The organism is Pseudomonas sp. NY15435, from assembly GCF_048068295.1.
Classification (GTDB): Bacteria; Pseudomonadota; Gammaproteobacteria; order Pseudomonadales; family Pseudomonadaceae; genus Pseudomonas.
This window is the reverse complement of sequence record NZ_JBLUQA010000004.1, coordinates 512603-528604: the sequence shown is the minus strand read 5'-3', so window position 1 is coordinate 528604 and position 16002 is coordinate 512603. Positions and strand designations below refer to the sequence as shown.

The 16002-nt window shown below is 67.7% G+C and carries 14 protein-coding genes and 3 riboswitches; of the genes, 10 read left to right on the top strand and 4 right to left on the bottom strand.

The features are described from left to right. Positions 1–2: 2 nt before the first annotated feature. Positions 3–244: riboswitch (cobalamin riboswitch) on the bottom strand. A gap of 67 nt (positions 245–311) precedes the next feature. From cbiE to ACNFH5_RS12620, 4 genes are all read left to right on the top strand, one after another. Continuing rightward, the gene (gene cbiE / locus ACNFH5_RS12635; protein WP_416746380.1) at positions 312–1523 is read left to right on the top strand and encodes a precorrin-6y C5,15-methyltransferase (decarboxylating) subunit CbiE; all 1212 of its coding nucleotides are present in this window, start codon (positions 312–314) and stop codon (positions 1521–1523) included. 2 nt (positions 1524–1525) lie between these two features. Further along, positions 1526–2623 carry a cobalt-precorrin-5B (C(1))-methyltransferase gene (locus tag ACNFH5_RS12630; protein WP_416746378.1) on the top strand — a complete coding sequence of 366 codons (1098 nt, stop codon included), beginning with the start codon at positions 1526–1528 and terminating at the stop codon, positions 2621–2623. Next, complete coding sequence (locus tag ACNFH5_RS12625; RefSeq protein WP_416746376.1) at positions 2620–3345, top strand: cobalt-precorrin-6A reductase; 726 nt, start codon at positions 2620–2622, stop codon at positions 3343–3345. The genes ACNFH5_RS12630 and ACNFH5_RS12625 overlap by 4 nt, the downstream gene beginning before the upstream one ends. Positions 3346–3560: 215 nt before the next feature. Continuing rightward, positions 3561–4184, top strand: a complete 624-nt coding sequence (locus ACNFH5_RS12620) for a glutathione S-transferase family protein (protein WP_416746374.1) — start codon at positions 3561–3563, stop codon at positions 4182–4184. A 163-nt stretch (positions 4185–4347) separates the two neighbouring features. Here ACNFH5_RS12620 and ACNFH5_RS12615 read toward each other — a convergent pair whose 3' ends face one another. Together ACNFH5_RS12615 and ACNFH5_RS12610 are read right to left on the bottom strand one after the other, a co-directional pair. Further along, positions 4348–5094, bottom strand: coding sequence for a vWA domain-containing protein (locus ACNFH5_RS12615; RefSeq protein ID WP_416746372.1), 747 nt, complete (start codon positions 5092–5094; stop codon positions 4348–4350). Beyond that, a complete protein-coding gene (locus ACNFH5_RS12610; protein ID WP_416746370.1) occupies positions 5019–6026 on the bottom strand; it encodes an ATP-binding protein in 1008 nt (335 codons plus the stop codon). The genes ACNFH5_RS12615 and ACNFH5_RS12610 overlap by 76 nt, the downstream gene beginning before the upstream one ends. 143 nt (positions 6027–6169) lie before the next feature. Here ACNFH5_RS12610 and ACNFH5_RS12605 point away from each other — a divergent pair, with 143 nt between their 5' ends. After that, positions 6170–6304 carry a hypothetical protein gene (locus ACNFH5_RS12605; RefSeq protein ID WP_416746368.1) on the top strand — a complete coding sequence of 45 codons (135 nt, stop codon included), beginning with the start codon at positions 6170–6172 and terminating at the stop codon, positions 6302–6304. A gap of 306 nt (positions 6305–6610) precedes the next feature. Next, positions 6611–7708: a 3-deoxy-7-phosphoheptulonate synthase gene (locus ACNFH5_RS12600; RefSeq protein WP_416746366.1), complete on the top strand. Its 1098-nt coding sequence runs from the start codon at positions 6611–6613 to the stop codon at positions 7706–7708. A gap of 252 nt (positions 7709–7960) precedes the next feature. Here the strand turns inward: ACNFH5_RS12600 and cobN are convergent, their stop codons facing one another. Together cobN and cobW are read right to left on the bottom strand one after the other, a co-directional pair. Then, positions 7961–11692 carry a cobaltochelatase subunit CobN gene (cobN, locus tag ACNFH5_RS12595; RefSeq protein ID WP_416746364.1) on the bottom strand — a complete coding sequence of 1244 codons (3732 nt, stop codon included), beginning with the start codon at positions 11690–11692 and terminating at the stop codon, positions 7961–7963. A gap of 96 nt (positions 11693–11788) precedes the next feature. Next, positions 11789–12841, bottom strand: coding sequence for a cobalamin biosynthesis protein CobW (gene cobW / locus ACNFH5_RS12590; RefSeq protein WP_416746362.1), 1053 nt, complete (start codon positions 12839–12841; stop codon positions 11789–11791). 224 nt (positions 12842–13065) lie between these two features. Further along, a riboswitch (cobalamin riboswitch) is annotated at positions 13066–13261 on the bottom strand. A gap of 60 nt (positions 13262–13321) precedes the next feature. Continuing rightward, a riboswitch (cobalamin riboswitch) is annotated at positions 13322–13532 on the top strand. A gap of 104 nt (positions 13533–13636) precedes the next feature. Between cobW and ACNFH5_RS12585 the strand changes: the two genes are divergently transcribed. From ACNFH5_RS12585 to cobM, 4 genes are all read left to right on the top strand, one after another. Then, positions 13637–13822, top strand: coding sequence for a CbtB domain-containing protein (locus ACNFH5_RS12585; protein WP_017521869.1), 186 nt, complete (start codon positions 13637–13639; stop codon positions 13820–13822). Between the two features lie 93 nt (positions 13823–13915). After that, positions 13916–14626 (top strand): CbtA family protein, encoded by a 711-nt coding sequence (locus ACNFH5_RS12580; RefSeq protein WP_416746360.1) that lies wholly within the window; start codon positions 13916–13918, stop codon positions 14624–14626. Positions 14627–14696: 70 nt separating this feature from the next. Continuing rightward, positions 14697–15113: a cobalamin biosynthesis protein gene (locus tag ACNFH5_RS12575; RefSeq protein ID WP_416746358.1), complete on the top strand. Its 417-nt coding sequence runs from the start codon at positions 14697–14699 to the stop codon at positions 15111–15113. Continuing rightward, complete coding sequence (gene cobM / locus ACNFH5_RS12570) at positions 15110–15856, top strand: precorrin-4 C(11)-methyltransferase (RefSeq protein ID WP_416746357.1); 747 nt, start codon at positions 15110–15112, stop codon at positions 15854–15856. The genes ACNFH5_RS12575 and cobM overlap by 4 nt, the downstream gene beginning before the upstream one ends. The last annotated feature ends 146 nt before the right edge of the window (positions 15857–16002 follow it).

The window sequence follows — 16002 nt, the reverse complement described above, 5'->3', positions numbered from 1 at the left end:
CACGCGCGACTGGTTTCGTCGGCAGGTCTCCTGGCTGGCAGGTCCTCATCCAGCGCGGCCTTCCCGGTTGCCCAGTGGCCTGATCGACCGCATGAAAATGCGCTTCATGCTGTCGGATTGCGCGGACTCGCTGCTTACAGTTGCGGGGGCAGCCACGGTTCAACCGTGTTCCCTCTTCGGCTCTCGGATGCTTCGCTGTTCAATTGCGAAGCGTCCTACGAGCACCGACGAAGCGGGTATTATGCCTGCTTTGCCCGAAGGCAGGAAAAGCCTGCCCGTCGGATCGATCGTCGCACCTTCGAGGAAATTTCATGACGCCCTGGCTGACCATCGTTGGCATCGGCGAGGACGGTTATGCCGGCCTCGGCAAGGCCGCGCGCCGCGCCCTGCTCGCCGCCAGCGAAGTGATCGGCGCGCCACGCCAGCTGGAGCTGCTGCCGCATTGTCTGCGCGCTCATCGCCAGGCCTGGCCGAGCCCGTTCAGCCTGGAACCGGTGATGCGCCGGCGCGGTGAGCCGACCTGCGTGCTGGCCAGCGGTGACCCGATGTGGTTCGGCGTCGGCGCTAGCCTGGCCCGTCAGATTCCGTCCGAGGAAATGCTCGTGCTTTCCGCGCCGTCCTCTGCCTCCCTCGCAGCGGCGCGCCTGGGCTGGGCGTTGCAGGATTGCGCGCTGCTGTCGCTGGTGGCACGCCCATTGGCCGCACTCAACGCGCAGATCCACGACGGCGCCAGGCTGCTGATCCTCAGTAACGACGGCAGCAGCCCGGCGGCGATCGCCGCATTGCTGCGCGAACGAGGATTCGGCGCGAGTCGCCTCAGCGTGCTGGAACACCTGGGCGGTGAGGCGGAGCGGCGTATCGACGGGCTTGCCAGCGACTGGTCGCAGAGCGAGATGGCTGCACTGAACCTGGTGGCTGTGCAGTGCGTAGCCGGCGTCGACGCGGTTCGTCTGCCCCTGACCATCGGCCTGCCGGACGACGCCTACCGCCATGACGGCCAACTGACCAAGCGCGACGTCCGCGCCGTGACCTTGGCACGGTTGGCACCGAAGCCCGGCGAGCTCCTCTGGGATGTCGGCGCCGGCTGCGGCTCCATTGGCATCGAGTGGATGCGCGCACATCCGAGCTGTCGCACGCTGGCCATCGAAGCCAACGACGGGCGCCAGGAACATATCCGTTTCAACCGCGACGCCCTCGGTGTGCCGGCGCTGCAACTGGTCTGCGGCGCTGCGCCGGAGGCATTGCAGGGACTGGAGCGCCCGGATGCGATCTTCATCGGCGGTGGTGTAACCCTGCCCGGTGTCTTCGAGCAGTGCTGGGAGCAACTCAAGCCTGGCGGCCGACTGGTGGCCAACGCCGTCACCCTGCAGAGCGAGTCCATGCTGCTGAGCTGGCGCGCCCGCCTTGGCGGCGAGCTGACTCGTCTGTCGGTGTCCCAGGCCCAGCCGCTCGGCGGTTTCGATACCTGGCGCGCGGCGTTGCCGATCACCTTGCTGGAAGTGCACAAGCCCCAGGCTGAATGACCATGCGTGACGAGACGCCCGAAGAACCTCGCCCGCTGCGCAGCGGCTACACCACGGGCAGTTGCGCCACCGCCACCAGCCTGGCGGCGGCGCGCCTGCTACTGACCGGTGAAGCGCTGGACGCCGCACAGATCAGCCTGCCCAAAGAGCGCAGCGCGACCCTGCGCCTGGAGTTCTGCCGCCTCACGGTTGGCGGCGCCGAAGCCGGTACGCTGAAGGATGCCGGCGACGACCCGGACGTGACCCACGGTGCGCTGGTCTTTGCGCGCGTCGCCTTGAGCAATGAGCCGGGCGTGCGTTTTTACGCTGGAGAAGGCGTCGGCACCGTCACCAAGCCGGGGCTGGTGCTCGCGGTGGGCGAGCCGGCAATCAATCCCGTTCCACGGCAGATGATGCAGGGTAACCTCGCTGCGCTGGCGACCGAGTGCGGCTATGCCGGTGGCTTCGACGTCACCATCCATGTCGAGGGCGGCGCCGAGCTGGCGCTCAAGACCATGAACCCGCGCCTGGGCATTCTCGGCGGCCTGTCGATCCTCGGCACTACCGGCATCGTCCGGCCGTTCTCCTGCTCGGCCTACATCGCGTCGATCCAGCAGGGCATCGACGTCGCCCGCGCCAACGGTTTCCGCCATCTCGCCGCCTGCACCGGCAACGCCAGCGAGGATGCCATGCGCCGTCGCTACGGTTTCGACGACACGGCGCTGATCGAGATGGGCGACTTCGCCGGTGCAGCGCTCAAGCACCTGCGCAAGGTGCCGCTGGAGCGTTTCAGCGTCTGCGGCGGCTTCGGCAAGATCAGCAAGCTCGCCGCCGGCCACATGGATTTGCACAGTCGGCACTCCAGCATCGACCTGCCGCAGCTCGCCGAGTGGGCGGCGGACATCGGCGCCTCGGCGGACCTGCAGCAACGCATGCGCGACGCCAACACCAGCCAGCAGGCGCTGGCGCTCTGTCGCGCCGAGGGCATCGCTCTGGGTGACGCCGTCTGCGCCCGCGCACTGGCCTTCGCCCGACGCATCGTGCCCGCCGAAGTACAACTGGAAGTCTTCGCCATCGACCGCCAGGGCAACCTGGTGGGCGAAGCGCTGGAGGTTCGATGAAGCGAGTCCTGCTACTGGGCGGTATCGGCGAAGCGCTGGCCATCGCGCGGCGCCTGGGGCCGCAGCATCTCTACAGCCTCGCCGGCCTGGGCAAGGTGCCGGACGATCTGGCCTGCGAGGTGCGCGTCGGTGGTTACGGCGGCGCCGAAGGCCTTGCGGACTACATCCGCGAACGCGGTTTCGACCTGTTGCTCGACGCGACCCATCCCTACGCCGCGCAGATCAGCGCCAACGCCGCCCGCGCTGCGCAACTGGCCGGCGTGCCGTGCTGGGCGCTGCGCCGCCCCGGCTGGGAGGCGGGCGAGGGCGACGATTGGCGGCAGGTCGCCGATTGGGGGGCGCTGATCGAGGCACTGAAGGCGTTTCACCGTCCGCTGTTCACTCTGGGTCGCGAGCCGCTGGAGCACCTGGACGAGATTCCCGCCCACCAGCACTGGACCGTGCGCTGCCTGCAAAGCCTGCCTGGCAACGCGCGTGCCGAGGTGCTCGGCGCGCGCGGGCCGTTCACCCTGGAGGGCGAGCGCGAGCTATTTACCCGCCTGGGCACCGACGTGCTGGTCAGCAAGAACAGTGGTAGTCAGGCGACTGAACCAAAGCTGCAGGTCGCCCGCGAGCGTGATGTGCCGGTGCTGATCCTGGCGCGGCCGGCGCTGCCGAGAGTGGACCGGGAGTTCGATAGCGTCGAGTCGCTGTGGGCTGCCTTGGCGGGCCGACTTTTATAGGAGCGAGCTTGCTCGCAAACCCATCGGCCTACTCCGAGCCGTCAGCGCTTATGCCACTGAGCTACGACAAAGGCTCTGTGGGGCGACCTGTTCCAGGGAGTTCACAGCTTCGTAGTGGTTCGCGAGCAAGCTCGCTCCTACGGGGCTGTAACGTCTCTTCTCCGCCAACGCACCTGGCTCTATGCTGGGCCCCGGTTATCACAGGGAGTGACACCATGCTGCGAATCCTCGGCCGCGCTTCATCGATCAACGTGCGCAAGGTGCTCTGGACCTGCGCCGAACTGAACCTGTCCTACGAACGGGAAGACTGGGGCACGGGCTTCCGTTCGACTGCCTCGGCGGAATTCATCGCGCTCAACCCCAACGCCATGGTGCCGGTCCTCGTCGATGGCGACTTCGTGCTCTGGGAGTCCAATGCCATCTGCAGCTACCTCGCCACGCAGTATCCGCTCGATGAACTGCTACCCACCTCCGTGCGCGAACGCGCGCTGGTGGAGCAGTGGATGGGCTGGCAGGCAACCGAACTGAACAGCGCCTGGCGCTACGTGTTCATGGCCAGGGTGCGCAACAGTCCCAGCCACACTGACGAATCCGCCATCGCCCTGAGCGAGGCGCAGTGGAATCACTGCATGGCCCTGCTGGACCGGCAATTGGAGCGCACCGGCGCCTTCGTCACCGGTGCCTGCTTCAGTCTCGCCGATGTGGTACTCGGTCTGTCGGTGAACCGCTGGTACCTGACGCCCATGCAGCGCCCCGATCTACCGGCTGTGGCGGCCTACTACGAGCGGCTGAGCGAGCGACCGGGGTTCTTGCAGCATGGGCGCAATGGGGAGCCTTGAGGGCGAATATCGCGATGCTGCGAGATTGCCCTCACCCCAGCCCTCTCCCAGAGGGAGAGGAGGCCGTTCGGAGTGGGCAGTGTATCGGCGGTAACCGGCGAACGTTGGTCGATCAGAGCGCGCAGGACTGTTCCCTCTTCCTCTGGAAAAGGGTGAGGGGCTTCTAGCGATAGGAGCCGGAAATTTCAGCGATCCGCCGATACTCTGCGCCCAGCTCGCCGGCCAGTTTTTGTGCGCGGCCAAGCCGTACCGCGCCACCTTCGATATCCACCAGCACAGTCGGGCAGTCCATCGGCTGCAACGCCGGCCAGTCACGCAGGCGGCCGTCGGTCAGTATCAGCAGGCGTTGGTGCTCGCCTGGCTTCTGTCGCTGGCGCTTGTCCAGCCATTCCCGAGCTCGCTCAAGTGCCTCGATCAGCGGAGTGCCGCCACCGGCACCGAGCGCTTCCAGCCAGTCCTGGAGCTGCGCAGAGGCCTTCTGGCCCTGCCACAACCAACGCGCTTGTGTGCCGGTGGCGTGCAGCACGGCGAGACGCGCACGTTGGCGATAGGCCTGTTCGAAGGTGTCGGCGAGCAGGCCCTTGGCTTGTGCGAGGGCGCCGTGGCGACGGGTGCTGGCGGAGGCGTCGACTATCACCAGCCAGAGCTCGCCGGGCTTGCGGCTGCGGGCGCGCAGCACCAGGTCTGCGCGGTGTCGCGGGCGACCATTGCGCAGCGTGGCAGGCCAATCGATACGGCCGTGCGTGCCCTGTTGGCGGGCGCCGCTGCGGCCGCCGGCGAGCTGGCCGGGTCGGGGGTGGGCATCCGCGCCTGGGGCCTGGCGCGGGCGGATGCTCAGGACTTTTTTGGCCAGCCCGTCAGTTGCCGGCGTTCGCCCATGGCGATGCTCTGCGCGGGTAGTTCGCCCCATTGGCCCTCGCCGTTGGATGGGGTGGACGGCGCTTGCGATTGGCTGGAGGCGGACTGCGGAGGCGTTGCCGATGGTGACGGCGCGTGGCGACGGCGATGGGCGAGGGCGAAGTGTTCCACCGCATCGATGTCCTCCGCCTCGATGGCGTCAGCCCCGCGCCACGCCGCATGAGCGCGGGCGGCGCGCAACCAGACCAGATCGGCGCGCAGGCCGTCGACACCGGCGGCATGGCAGCGCTCGGCGATGTCGTTCAAGGCGCGGTCATCCAGCGCAATCGCCGCGAGTTGCCGGCGAGCGTCGCTGCAGCGTTGTTGCAGCGCTTGTTGCGCGCCTTGCCACCTTATGACGAAAGCCTGCGGATCGGCGTCGAAGGCCAGCCGCCGGCGGACGATTTCGGCGCGCTCGGTCGGCGCGGGCGCACCTGCCAGTTGCACCTTGAGGCCGAAGCGATCCAGCAGTTGCGGGCGCAGTTCGCCTTCCTCGGGGTTCATCGTGCCGATCAGTACGAAGCGCGCCGGGTGGCTGTGGGACAGGCCGTCGCGTTCGATCAGGTTGACCCCGCTGGCAGCCACGTCGAGCAGCAGGTCGACGAGATGGTCGGGCAGCAGGTTCACCTCATCCACATAGAGCACGCCGCCGTGGGCGTTGGCCAGCACGCCGGGGGAGAACTGCGCGCGGCCTTCACCCAGTGCCGCGTCCAGGTCGAGGGTGCCGACGATGCGCTCCTCGCTGGCGCCCAGCGGCAGGGTGACGAAGCGCCCGCCATCCAGCAGGTCGGCGACGCCGCGCGCCAGGGTGGACTTGGCCATGCCGCGCGGCCCTTCGATCAGCACGCCGCCGATGGCCGGGTCGATGGCCGCCAGGCACAGGGCCAGTTTCAGCTCATCGGCGCCGACGACGGCTGCCAGTGGGAAATGGGGAAGGGCGCTCATGGGGATTTCCTGCGGATTTCGTCCGTGCATGGTAGCGAACCGAGCGTAGGAGGTGCGACCAATGTCCATCAGAACGATAGAGCCAAGTCATTGATCGGCACGTCGCGATGCAGTAACTTGGCTCCACTTCCACGGAGAACATCATGCCGTCCAGCCTGTCCATCCAGTCCCTCGCCCTTCCCGGTGCCATTGGCTCCGTGGTTGCTCGCGCGCAGGTCCTGGCCGCTGCTGCCGGCTATTTCTTCTATGGGTATTGGTTTAGCCAAAGGCGCGCCTGATACCCCACAGGCGCCCTAGCAAGCAGGGTCGCCAACCAGACAGTTTCCCAAAAACCCCGGTCGGCAACCCGACCGGGGTTTTTGTTTTTCCGGCCCACAAGGCCAACGCATTGCAAACAAATTGAATCGGGCCAAAACGCCCGGACAGAGGATCGACACATGAACACCACCAACTACCGCTATTACCGCAACTCCGACTGGCGATTTAGCAGCGCGCTGCGTGCCACCCAACGAGCCTTGCCACGAACACTTAGATAGAGCGCCGAGCGCGGATAGACCACCGCGCCGGCCAAGGATGCCAGTCAGATGAACGCTTCCACCTCCGCCCTGATCCGCCCCGAACACGCAGCCTCCGCCGAAGTCCTCGACCTCCCGCTGCCCTCCGCCCGCCGCCGCGAACAGCCGCTGCCGAGCCCCGCCGAACTGCGCCAGCGCCTGCCGCTGTCCGCCGCCATGGCCCACCGCGTCCGCGAAGGCCGCGAGGCGATCCGCGCCGTGCTCGATGGCCGCGACCCGCGCCTGCTGGTCGTTATCGGTCCCTGCTCGCTGCACGACCCTGTTTCCGCCCTCGAATACGCCGACCGCCTCGCCGAACTGGCGCCGCAGGTGAGCGACCAGCTGCTGCTGGTGATGCGCGCCTACGTCGAAAAGCCGCGCACCACCATCGGCTGGAAAGGCCTGGTCTACGACCCGCAACTGGACGGCAGCGGCGACATGGCCGGCGGCCTGGAACTGTCGCGCCGGCTGATGCTGGGCATGCTCGAACGCGGCCTGCCGATCGCCACCGAACTGCTGCAACCGCTAGTGGCCGGCTACTTCGACGACCTGCTGGGCTGGGCCGCCATCGGCGCGCGCACCAGCGAATCCCAGGTGCACCGCGAGATGGTCAGTGGTCTCGATCTGCCGGTGGGCTTCAAGAACGGCACCGACGGCAGCATCGGCATCGCCACCGATGCCATGCGTTCGGCCGCGCACCCGCACCAGCACTTCGGCATCGATGCGCTGGGCCGGCCTTCGCTGGTGCAGACCCAGGGCAACCCGGACACCCATCTGGTGCTGCGCGGCGGCCACGCCGGGCCGAACTTCGATGCGGCCAGCGTGCAGCAGATTCGCCAGGGGCTGGAGAAGCTCGGCCTCGATCCGAGCATCATGGTCGACTGCAGCCACGCCAACAGCGGCAAGGACCCACTGCGCCAGCCGGCGGTACTGGACAGCGTGCTCGACCAGCGCCTGGCCGGCGACGCCTCGCTGCGCGGCGTGATGCTGGAGAGTCACCTGTTCGACGGCTGCCAGCCGCTGTCCGGTGAACTGCGCTACGGTGTCTCGATCACCGACGGCTGCCTGGGCTGGAGCGGCACCGAGGCGCTGCTGCTGAATGCCGCAGAGCGCCTGCGTCGCGGTTGATGTCGATGGTGCGGCGTACAACCGCGAACGGTTGTGCGCCCTACGCTCGAATGCTTTTCGTAGGAGCGAGCTTGCTCGCGAACGAGTTTCCCGGCAACTCAGGGTCTGGGCGGGTCCGCGAGCAAGCTCGCTCCTACACGTCAATGCGCCATGCCGCGCTGTTGTGTAGGAGCGGACTTTGTCCGCGATAGGTCTGCATCACGCCGGATACCATCGCGGACGGAGTCCGCTTCTACAAAAGCTGGAAATTCCTCACTGCTCCTCGCTATCCACCAGCAGGTTCTCCAGCATCTCGCGGTATTCCCCTGGCTCTTCCCACAACCCGCGCTGCTGCGCTTCCACCAGGCGTTCGGCAATGTCGCGCAGGGCTTCGGGGTTGTGCTGGCGGATGAATTCGCGGGTGTCGTCGTCCAGCAGGTAGGCGTCGGCCAGCAGGCGGTACTGGTGGTCGTCGACCAGCTCGCTGGTGGCGTCGAAGGCGAACAGGTAGTCCACCGTCGCGGCCAGTTCGAAGGCACCCTTGTAGCCGTGGCGCTTCATGCCGGCGACCCATTTCGGGTTCACCGCGCGCGCGCGCACCACGCGGCCGAGTTCTTCCTTCAGGGTGCGGATGCGCGGGTTGTCCGGCTGGCTGTGGTCGCCGTGGTAGCTGGCCAGCGCCTGGCCCTGGATGACCTCGGCGGCGGCGAGCATGCCGCCCTGGAACTGGTAGTAGTCGTTGGAGTCGAGGATGTCGTGCTCGCGGTTGTCCTGGTTGTGCAGCACCGCCTGCAGGCCGGACAGGCGCTGGGCGAAGCACTCGCGCGCCGGGGTGCCGTCGTCGCCGGCACCGTAGGCGTAGCCGCCCCAGTTCAGGTAGGCCTCGGCGAGGTCGGCGCGACTGTCCCACTGGCGCGATTCGATTACGCCCTGCACGCCGGCACCGTATGCGCCGGGCTGTGCGCCGAAGATGCGCCAGCCGGCCTGTCGGCGAGCTTCGTCGACATCCAGACCTTCGCTTAGCAGGCGAGATTGATCAGCACGCACACGGGCCGCCAGCGGGTTCAGATCGTCCGGCTCGTCCAGCGCGGCGACGGCCTGCACGGCGGCGTCGAACAGGCGGATCAGGTTGGCGAAGGCATCGCGGAAGAAGCCCGAGACCCGCAGCGTCACGTCGACCCGCGGGCGGTCGAGCAGGCTGATCGGCAGGATCTCGAAATCCTCCACGCGCTGGCTGCCGGCCTGCCACACCGGACGCACGCCGAGCAGCGCGAGGGCCTGGGCGATGTCGTCGCCGCCGGTACGCATGGTTGCCGTGCCCCACACCGACAGGCCGAGCTGGCGCAGGTGGTCGCCGTGGTCCTGCAGGTGGCGTTCGAGCAGGCGACTGGCGGACTGGAAGCCCAGGCGGAAGGCGGTGGGCGTGGGCAGGTTGCGCACGTCCACGGTGAAGAAGTTGCGCCCGGTGGGCAGCACATCGACCCGCCCGCGACTGGGTGCGCCGCTGGGGCCGGGCGGCACGAAGCGGCCGGCGAGACCGGCGAGCAGGTGGCCGATTTCGCTGGCGCCGCAGGCGTCCAGGGTCGGTGCGATCTGCTGCTGCAACTGCGCGAGGACCGCCGCGCTGGCGCTGCCGGGCGCGCTGACCGAGCCGTCGATCAGGCGCAGGGCGAACAGCTCCAGGCGCTCGCGGGTGTCACCGTTGCTGCGCCAGGTTTCGTCGCTGACGGCGGTCAACAAGTCAGGGCGCGGACCTTCCCACGGCTCGGCGAAAGCTTCGTCCAGCGGGTCGCGACCCAGCTGCAAATCCTCGCTCAGTGCGCGCAACAGGCTGGCGTTGCCGCCGCGTCCGTCGCCGCGCGGAATGCGCACCAGCGACAGCAGCGTGTCGCGGCGCAACTCGCCCACGGGCGATTCGCCGAACACATGCAGACCGTCGCGAATCTGCGATTCCTTGAGGTCGCAGAGGTAGGCGTCCAACTGCGGCAGCCAGCTTTCCGGGTCGTCGCTCAGTTGCAGGCCCAGCTCGCGGTCCAGCGCGGTCTCGCGCACCAGCGTGAGGATGTCGCCACGCAGCTCGCTGGCGCGGCGCGGGTCGAGCAGGGAGGCGTCGTAGTACTCGTCGGCCAGCCGTTCAAGGTCACGCAGCGGGCCGTAGTTTTCCGCGCGGGTCAGCGGCGGCATCAGGTGGTCGATGATCACGGCTTGCGCGCGGCGCTTGGCCTGTGCGCCTTCGCCGGGATCGTTGACGATGAAGGGGTAGAGGTTGGGGAGCGGACCGAGGATCGCGTCCGGCCAGCACTCTTCCGAGAGCCCGACGCCCTTGCCCGGCAGCCATTCCAGGTTGCCGTGCTTGCCGACGTGGATCACAGCATCGGCGCCGAACACTTCGCGCAGCCAGAAGTAGAAGGCGAGGTAGCCGTGGGGCGGCACCAGTGACGGGTCGTGGTAGATCGCCGCCGCGTCGAGCTGGTAGCCGCGCGCCGGCTGGATGCCGACAAAGCCCAGGCCGAAGCGCAGGCCAGCGACCATCATCCGGCCGCTGCGGAACATCGGGTCCTGTTGCGGCTCGCCCCAGCGCTCGCGCACGGCTTGCTGGTTGGCCGCGGGCAGGCGCGCGAAGCAGGCGAGGTAGTCGTCCAGCGCCAGGCTCTGCGCGCAGGGGCGCAGGTCGAGGCTGTCGAGGTCGTTGCTGACGCCGCCGAGCAGTTGCTGGATCAGCGCCGTGCCGGAATCGGGCAAACCGGCGACCGGATAACCCTGAGCCTCCAGCGCGCTCAGGATGTTCAATGCGGCGGCCGGCGTGTCGAGGCCGACGCCGTTGCCGATGCGGCCATCGCGGGTTGGATAGTTGGCCAGGATCAGCGCCACGCGCTTGTCGGCATTGGCCTTGCGAGCCAGCAGCATCCAGCGCCGCGCCAGCTCGGCGACGAAGTCCATGCCTGGCAGGTGCGAAAGGTAGCAGACCACGTCGCTCTGGCTGCGCTCGCTGCGCCAGGCCAGGCCCTTGAAGCTGATCGGCCGGGTGATGAGACGGCCATCCAGTTCCGGCAGCGCGATGTGCATGGCCAGGTCGCGCGGGCCGAGGCCCTGCGGGTTGGCGCGCCAGAGGTCGAGGTTATCCAGCGAGCAGATGGCTTGCAGCACCGGCACGTCGCGTCTGAAAGGGCGTTCCTGTGGCGCTTCCGGGTTCGACTGGGCGAAGCCGGTGGTGTTGATGATCAGCTCGGCGTCGGCGCTATCGAGCAGGCCTTCTACCGTCGCCAGGCACGCGGCTTCCTTGAGGCTGGCCACGGCGATGGGCAGCGGGTTGATGCCCTGGGCCTGCAGGCGTTTGCAGAAGGTGTCGATAAAGCCGGTGTTCGCCGCCTGCAGGTGCGTGCGATAGAACAGCAAGGCGGCCACCGGGGACTCGGGGTGCCAGTCGGCCTGCCAGCGGGCGAGGGCGCAACTGCCCACTTGCGGGTGATAGACCGCCACGCGCGGCAGGGTTTGTGGCTCGCTCCAGACGTAATCGCGTTGCAGGTGACGGTTGGCGAGGCAGGCGAAGAATTGCCGGGCGTTGTCCATGCCGCCCTGGCGCAGGTACTGCCAGAAGCGCTCGGCGTCGTGCGCGGGCACATTGCACAAGGCGGCCAGTTCGGGGTCGGGTTTGTCGTCGCCGGGTACCGCGATGAGCGTGACGCCGCGCTCGGCCAGCGCCACCAACTGCTCCATGCCGTAGCGCCAGTAACCGACACCACCGTGCACGGAAATCAGGATGACCTTGGCGTGCTGCAGCACCTCGTCGACGTAGAGGTCCACCGAGGCGTGGTTCTGCAACTGCATGGGGTTGGCCAGGCGCAGGCTCGGGTAATCCTCCGGCAGTTCGCGGGCGGCCTCGGCGAGCAGCGCCAGGTGCGAGTCGCCGCTGCAGAGGATCACCAGGTCGGCGGGCGTCTGGGCCAGGTCGGCGATGCCGTCGTCGGGGACGAAGCCGCCGGGTTGGGTGCGCAGCAGATGCATGGGTTTGCTCGATGGTGGCTCTTCGTAGGAGCGAGCTTGCTCGCGAACATTGCCCCGCTGCGAGGTTGGTTCGCGAGCAAGCTCGCTCCTACACGATCAGGAGAGGGCGGTACGCAGCTCGTTGGCGATGGCGGCCTGGTCCAGTTCCTGGCCGATCACCACCAGGCGCGTGCCGCGGGTTTCATCGCTGCGCCAGGCGCGGTCGAAGTGCTTGTCGAAGCGCTTGCCGACGCCCTGCACCAGCAGGCGCATGGGTTTGCCGGGGATGGCGACGAAGCCCTTGATGCGCAGCACGGCGTGGCGCTCGACCAGCGCGTTCAGGGCATCCAACAGGGCGCGCTCTTCCACTTCCGGGAGGTCGACATGGAAGGAGTCGAACTCGTCGTGGTCATGATCTTCATGGCCCTCGTGGTCGTGATGCGTCGGGCGGCTGTCGATGTGCAGTTCGGCTTCGGCATTCAGACCCAGCAGCACGGAGAGCGGCAGCTGGCCGGAATTGGCTTCGACGATCTTCACCGCCGGCGGCAGTTCTTCCGCGACTTCGGCGCGCACGCGGGCCAGCGCGTCGGCGTCGAGCAGATCGGCCTTGTTCAGTACCACCAGGTCGGCGCTGGCGAGCTGGTCTTCGAAGAGTTCGTGCAGCGGCGATTCGTGATCCAGGTTCGGGTCCTGCTTGCGCTGCTCGTCCACCTGCTCGGGGTGTGCGGCGAAGGTGCCGGCGGCCACGGCCGGGCTGTCGACCACGGTGATCACCGCATCCACGGTGCAGGCGTTGCGGATTTCCGGCCACTGGAAGGCCTGCACCAGCGGCTTGGGCAGGGCCAGGCCGGAGGTCTCGATGAGGATCTGGTCGAGGTCGCCGCGGCGCGCCACCAGCTCGCGCATCACCGGGAAGAATTCTTCCTGCACGGTGCAGCACAGGCAGCCGTTGGCCAGTTCGAAGACGCGGCCGACCGCTTCTTCTTCGCTGCAGCCAATGGAGCACTGCTTGAGGATTTCGCCGTCGATGCCCAGCTCGCCGAATTCGTTGACGATCACCGCGATGCGGCGGCCTTCGGCATTGTTGAGCATGTGGCGGAGCAGGGTGGTCTTACCGGCACCGAGGAAGCCGGTGACGATGGTGACGGGGAGTTTGGCCAGGGTTTTCATGCGCGCCTCGCAAGCGGAAGTTGGAAGGCGGATGAAGGGCGCGCGCGCGGGTTCGCCGCGCAACGAAGGTCGCCACCGGATCACCCCGCCCGGTTGTCTGTTGATAACGAACCGGTTCCGGATCTCGCGAGCTAGAGCCAGGCTAGGCGGAGGATCGCCGGGGATGCGGAGTTGACTAGCAGTCCACGGCGATCCTCCAACGCAGTATGGCCGACGCGCAGCAGATCGAAAACCGGTGACGAGGCAGGTCTCCTGGCTCACAACCCTTTGGCGTCTCCTCGCCTTCCCGCCCGAATCGGCAGTGGCGCATGAAGAGACAGGCTGTTCACAGTTGCGGGGGCAGCCGTGGCGCATCCGAAGATTTCCACGTTCCCTCTTAGCTCCGGCCAGCGCCGGAGAACCTCGAAGGGAGGAAGGCTACGCAGCGTAGACGGGTCGGTCAATCGCCGGGGATCGGTTGACGCCTGCCGGCTGCCGTGGTCAGCTAGCGCGGTTTCAGGTGTCTCGCGCCGCGCGCGAGGTGAAACGGGAAGCCGGTGCGTCCGCAAGGACCAGTCCGGCGCTGCCCCCGCAACGGTAGGCGATCGTAGGGTCATCAGTAGTCACTGTGCGCACGCATGGGAAGACTGACCCGCTTGGCCACGAGCCAACGTCGCAAGCCCGGAGACCGGCCTGGAGCTTTCGTTTTTTGGCAAACCCGCGGTGGGCGGGCGCAGGCCGTGGCGCGTCCTTCCGGCGCGTTCGAATGCGTTCAACCTCTGCGTTCTCTTACTTTGATCTTCAGAGGGAACGTTCATGTCCAGCAGCACCCTGACGCACGCGTCGAGCACTTCCATCCCCCTTTCCAAGCGCATCAGCCTGGCCGTTGGCGCCAGCCTGCTGGGCGCGCTGCTGGTGTATTTCGCCGGCTTCTCGCATCTGGAAGCGGTGCACAACGCCGCGCACGACACCCGCCACAGCGCTGGTTTCCCCTGCCACTGATGTGCACCGCCTGCGCGTAAGCGCAGCGAATTCGAGGCACTCCCGGTCGCGCGTTCGCAGCGTTCGAGGCCTCGTCTCGCCTGGAGAATTGCAATGATCAAACGTATCGCCCAGACCGCCGGTTTCGCCGGTCTGATCGCGGCGCTGGTACTCACCGTGGTCCAGTTGCTGTGGGTATCCCCGCTGATCCTCAAGGCGGAAACCTATGAGAAATCCGAGCCGGCCGCCGCGCTGGTCGAGGAGCACGCTCATGAGCATGCCGAGGGTGCTGCCGCTGGCCACCACCATGACGCGCAAGCCTGGGAACCGGAAGACGGCTGGCAGCGCATCCTCTCCACCACCGGCGGCAACCTGGTGGTCGCGGTGGGCTTCGCCCTGATGCTGGCCGGCCTGTTCACCCTGCGCGAGCCGGGCAAGACCTCCGAAGGCCTGCTCTGGGGCCTGGCCGGTTTCGCCGTGTTCACCCTGGCTCCGTCTCTGGGCCTGCCGCCGGAAGTCCCCGGCACCGCCGCCGCCGACCTGAACCTGCGGCAGACCTGGTGGATCGGCACGGCCGCCGCCACCGCCGCCGGCCTCGCGCTGCTGGTGTTCGGCCGCAACTGGGCACTGAAGATCGTCGGTGCCGCACTGCTGGTGGTACCGCATGTGATCGGCGCGCCGCAGCCGGAAGTGCATTCCAGCCTCGCGCCGGAAAGCCTCGCCCATGAGTTCATCGTCGCCTCGCTGGTCACCAACGCGGTGTTCTGGGCAGCCCTGGGCCTGGTCGCGGCCTGGCTGTTCCGTCGCTTCGCGCCGTCGGCCTGATCCACGCGTTATGCTCGACCCCCGCAGCCGGCTCGGCCGCCTGCGGGGTTTTGTTTTCTGGAGATAGAGAATGACGCTGGTTGCCGGCCTGGGTTGCCGCCGTGGCTGCTCGCTCGATGAACTGCGCGAGTTGCTGCGCGAAACGCTGGCGGAAGTCGGACTCGACGAGTCGAACCTCACCGCGCTGGCCAGCGCCACGCTGAAGGCCGACGAAGACGGGCTTGTCGCGCTGGCCACCGCGCTCGACTTACCGCTGGCACTGTTCACGCCGCAACAGCTCGCGACATGCGAGAAGCGCCTGGGCGAGCCCTCCGAAACCGTGCGCGCCGCCACCGGGAGCGCCAGCGTAGCCGAGGCGGCGGCATTGCTACAGGCCGAGGCGCAAAGCGGTGCGCCGGCACGCCTGCTGGTGGGCAAACGGCGCAGCGATCAAGCCACCTGCGCGCTGGCTTTCATCCCCGTCGAACTCATACAGGAGCAGCCATGACGGTCCATTTCATCGGTGCCGGCCCCGGCGACCCTGAACTCATCACGGTCAAGGGCCAGCGGCTGATCCGTTCCTGCCCGGTGATCCTCTACGCAGGCTCGCTGGTACCGCCGGCGGTGCTGGAAGGGCACAGCGCCGAACGCGTGGTGAATACCGCCGAACTGCACCTGGACGAGATCGTCGCACTGCTGGCCCAGGCCCATGGCGAAGGCAAGGATGTTGCCCGAGTGCACTCCGGCGACCCGTCGCTGTACGGCGCCATCGGTGAGCAGATTCGCCACCTGCGTGCGCTGGGCATTCCCTATGAGATCGTTCCCGGCGTGACCGCCACCTCTGCCTGCGCGGCGATCCTGGGTTGCGAGCTGACCCTGCCGGATATCTCGCAGACGCTGATCCTTACCCGTTACGCCCACAAGACGCGCATGCCCGAAGGTGAATCCCTTGCCGAGCTGGCGCAGCACCGTGCGACCCTGGCGATTCATCTCGGCGTGGGGCAGTTGCCGAACATCGTCGCCGAACTGCTGCCGCACTACGGCGCCGATTGCCCGATCGCGGTGATCCACCGCGCCAGCTGGCTGGACCAGGACCAGGTCACCGGCACCCTCGGCGACATCCTGGCCAAGGCCGAAGCCAAGGGCTTCCGCCGCACGGCGCTGATCCTGGTGGGCAAGGTGCTGGGGGCGGAGGGATTTGCCGATTCGTCGCTGTACAGCGCGGGGCACGCGCATCTGTATCGGCCGTGATGCTTTTCCAGAGGTTACTGCTGGGCGAGGCCTAGCGTAGGAGCGGACTCTGTCCGCGATCGCGCTGACGTTGCTCCGGCGCGCCAGGGAGCCCGGCCAACCCATCGCGGACGAAGTCCGCTCCAACGCGGGGCCAGGCTCGCCAT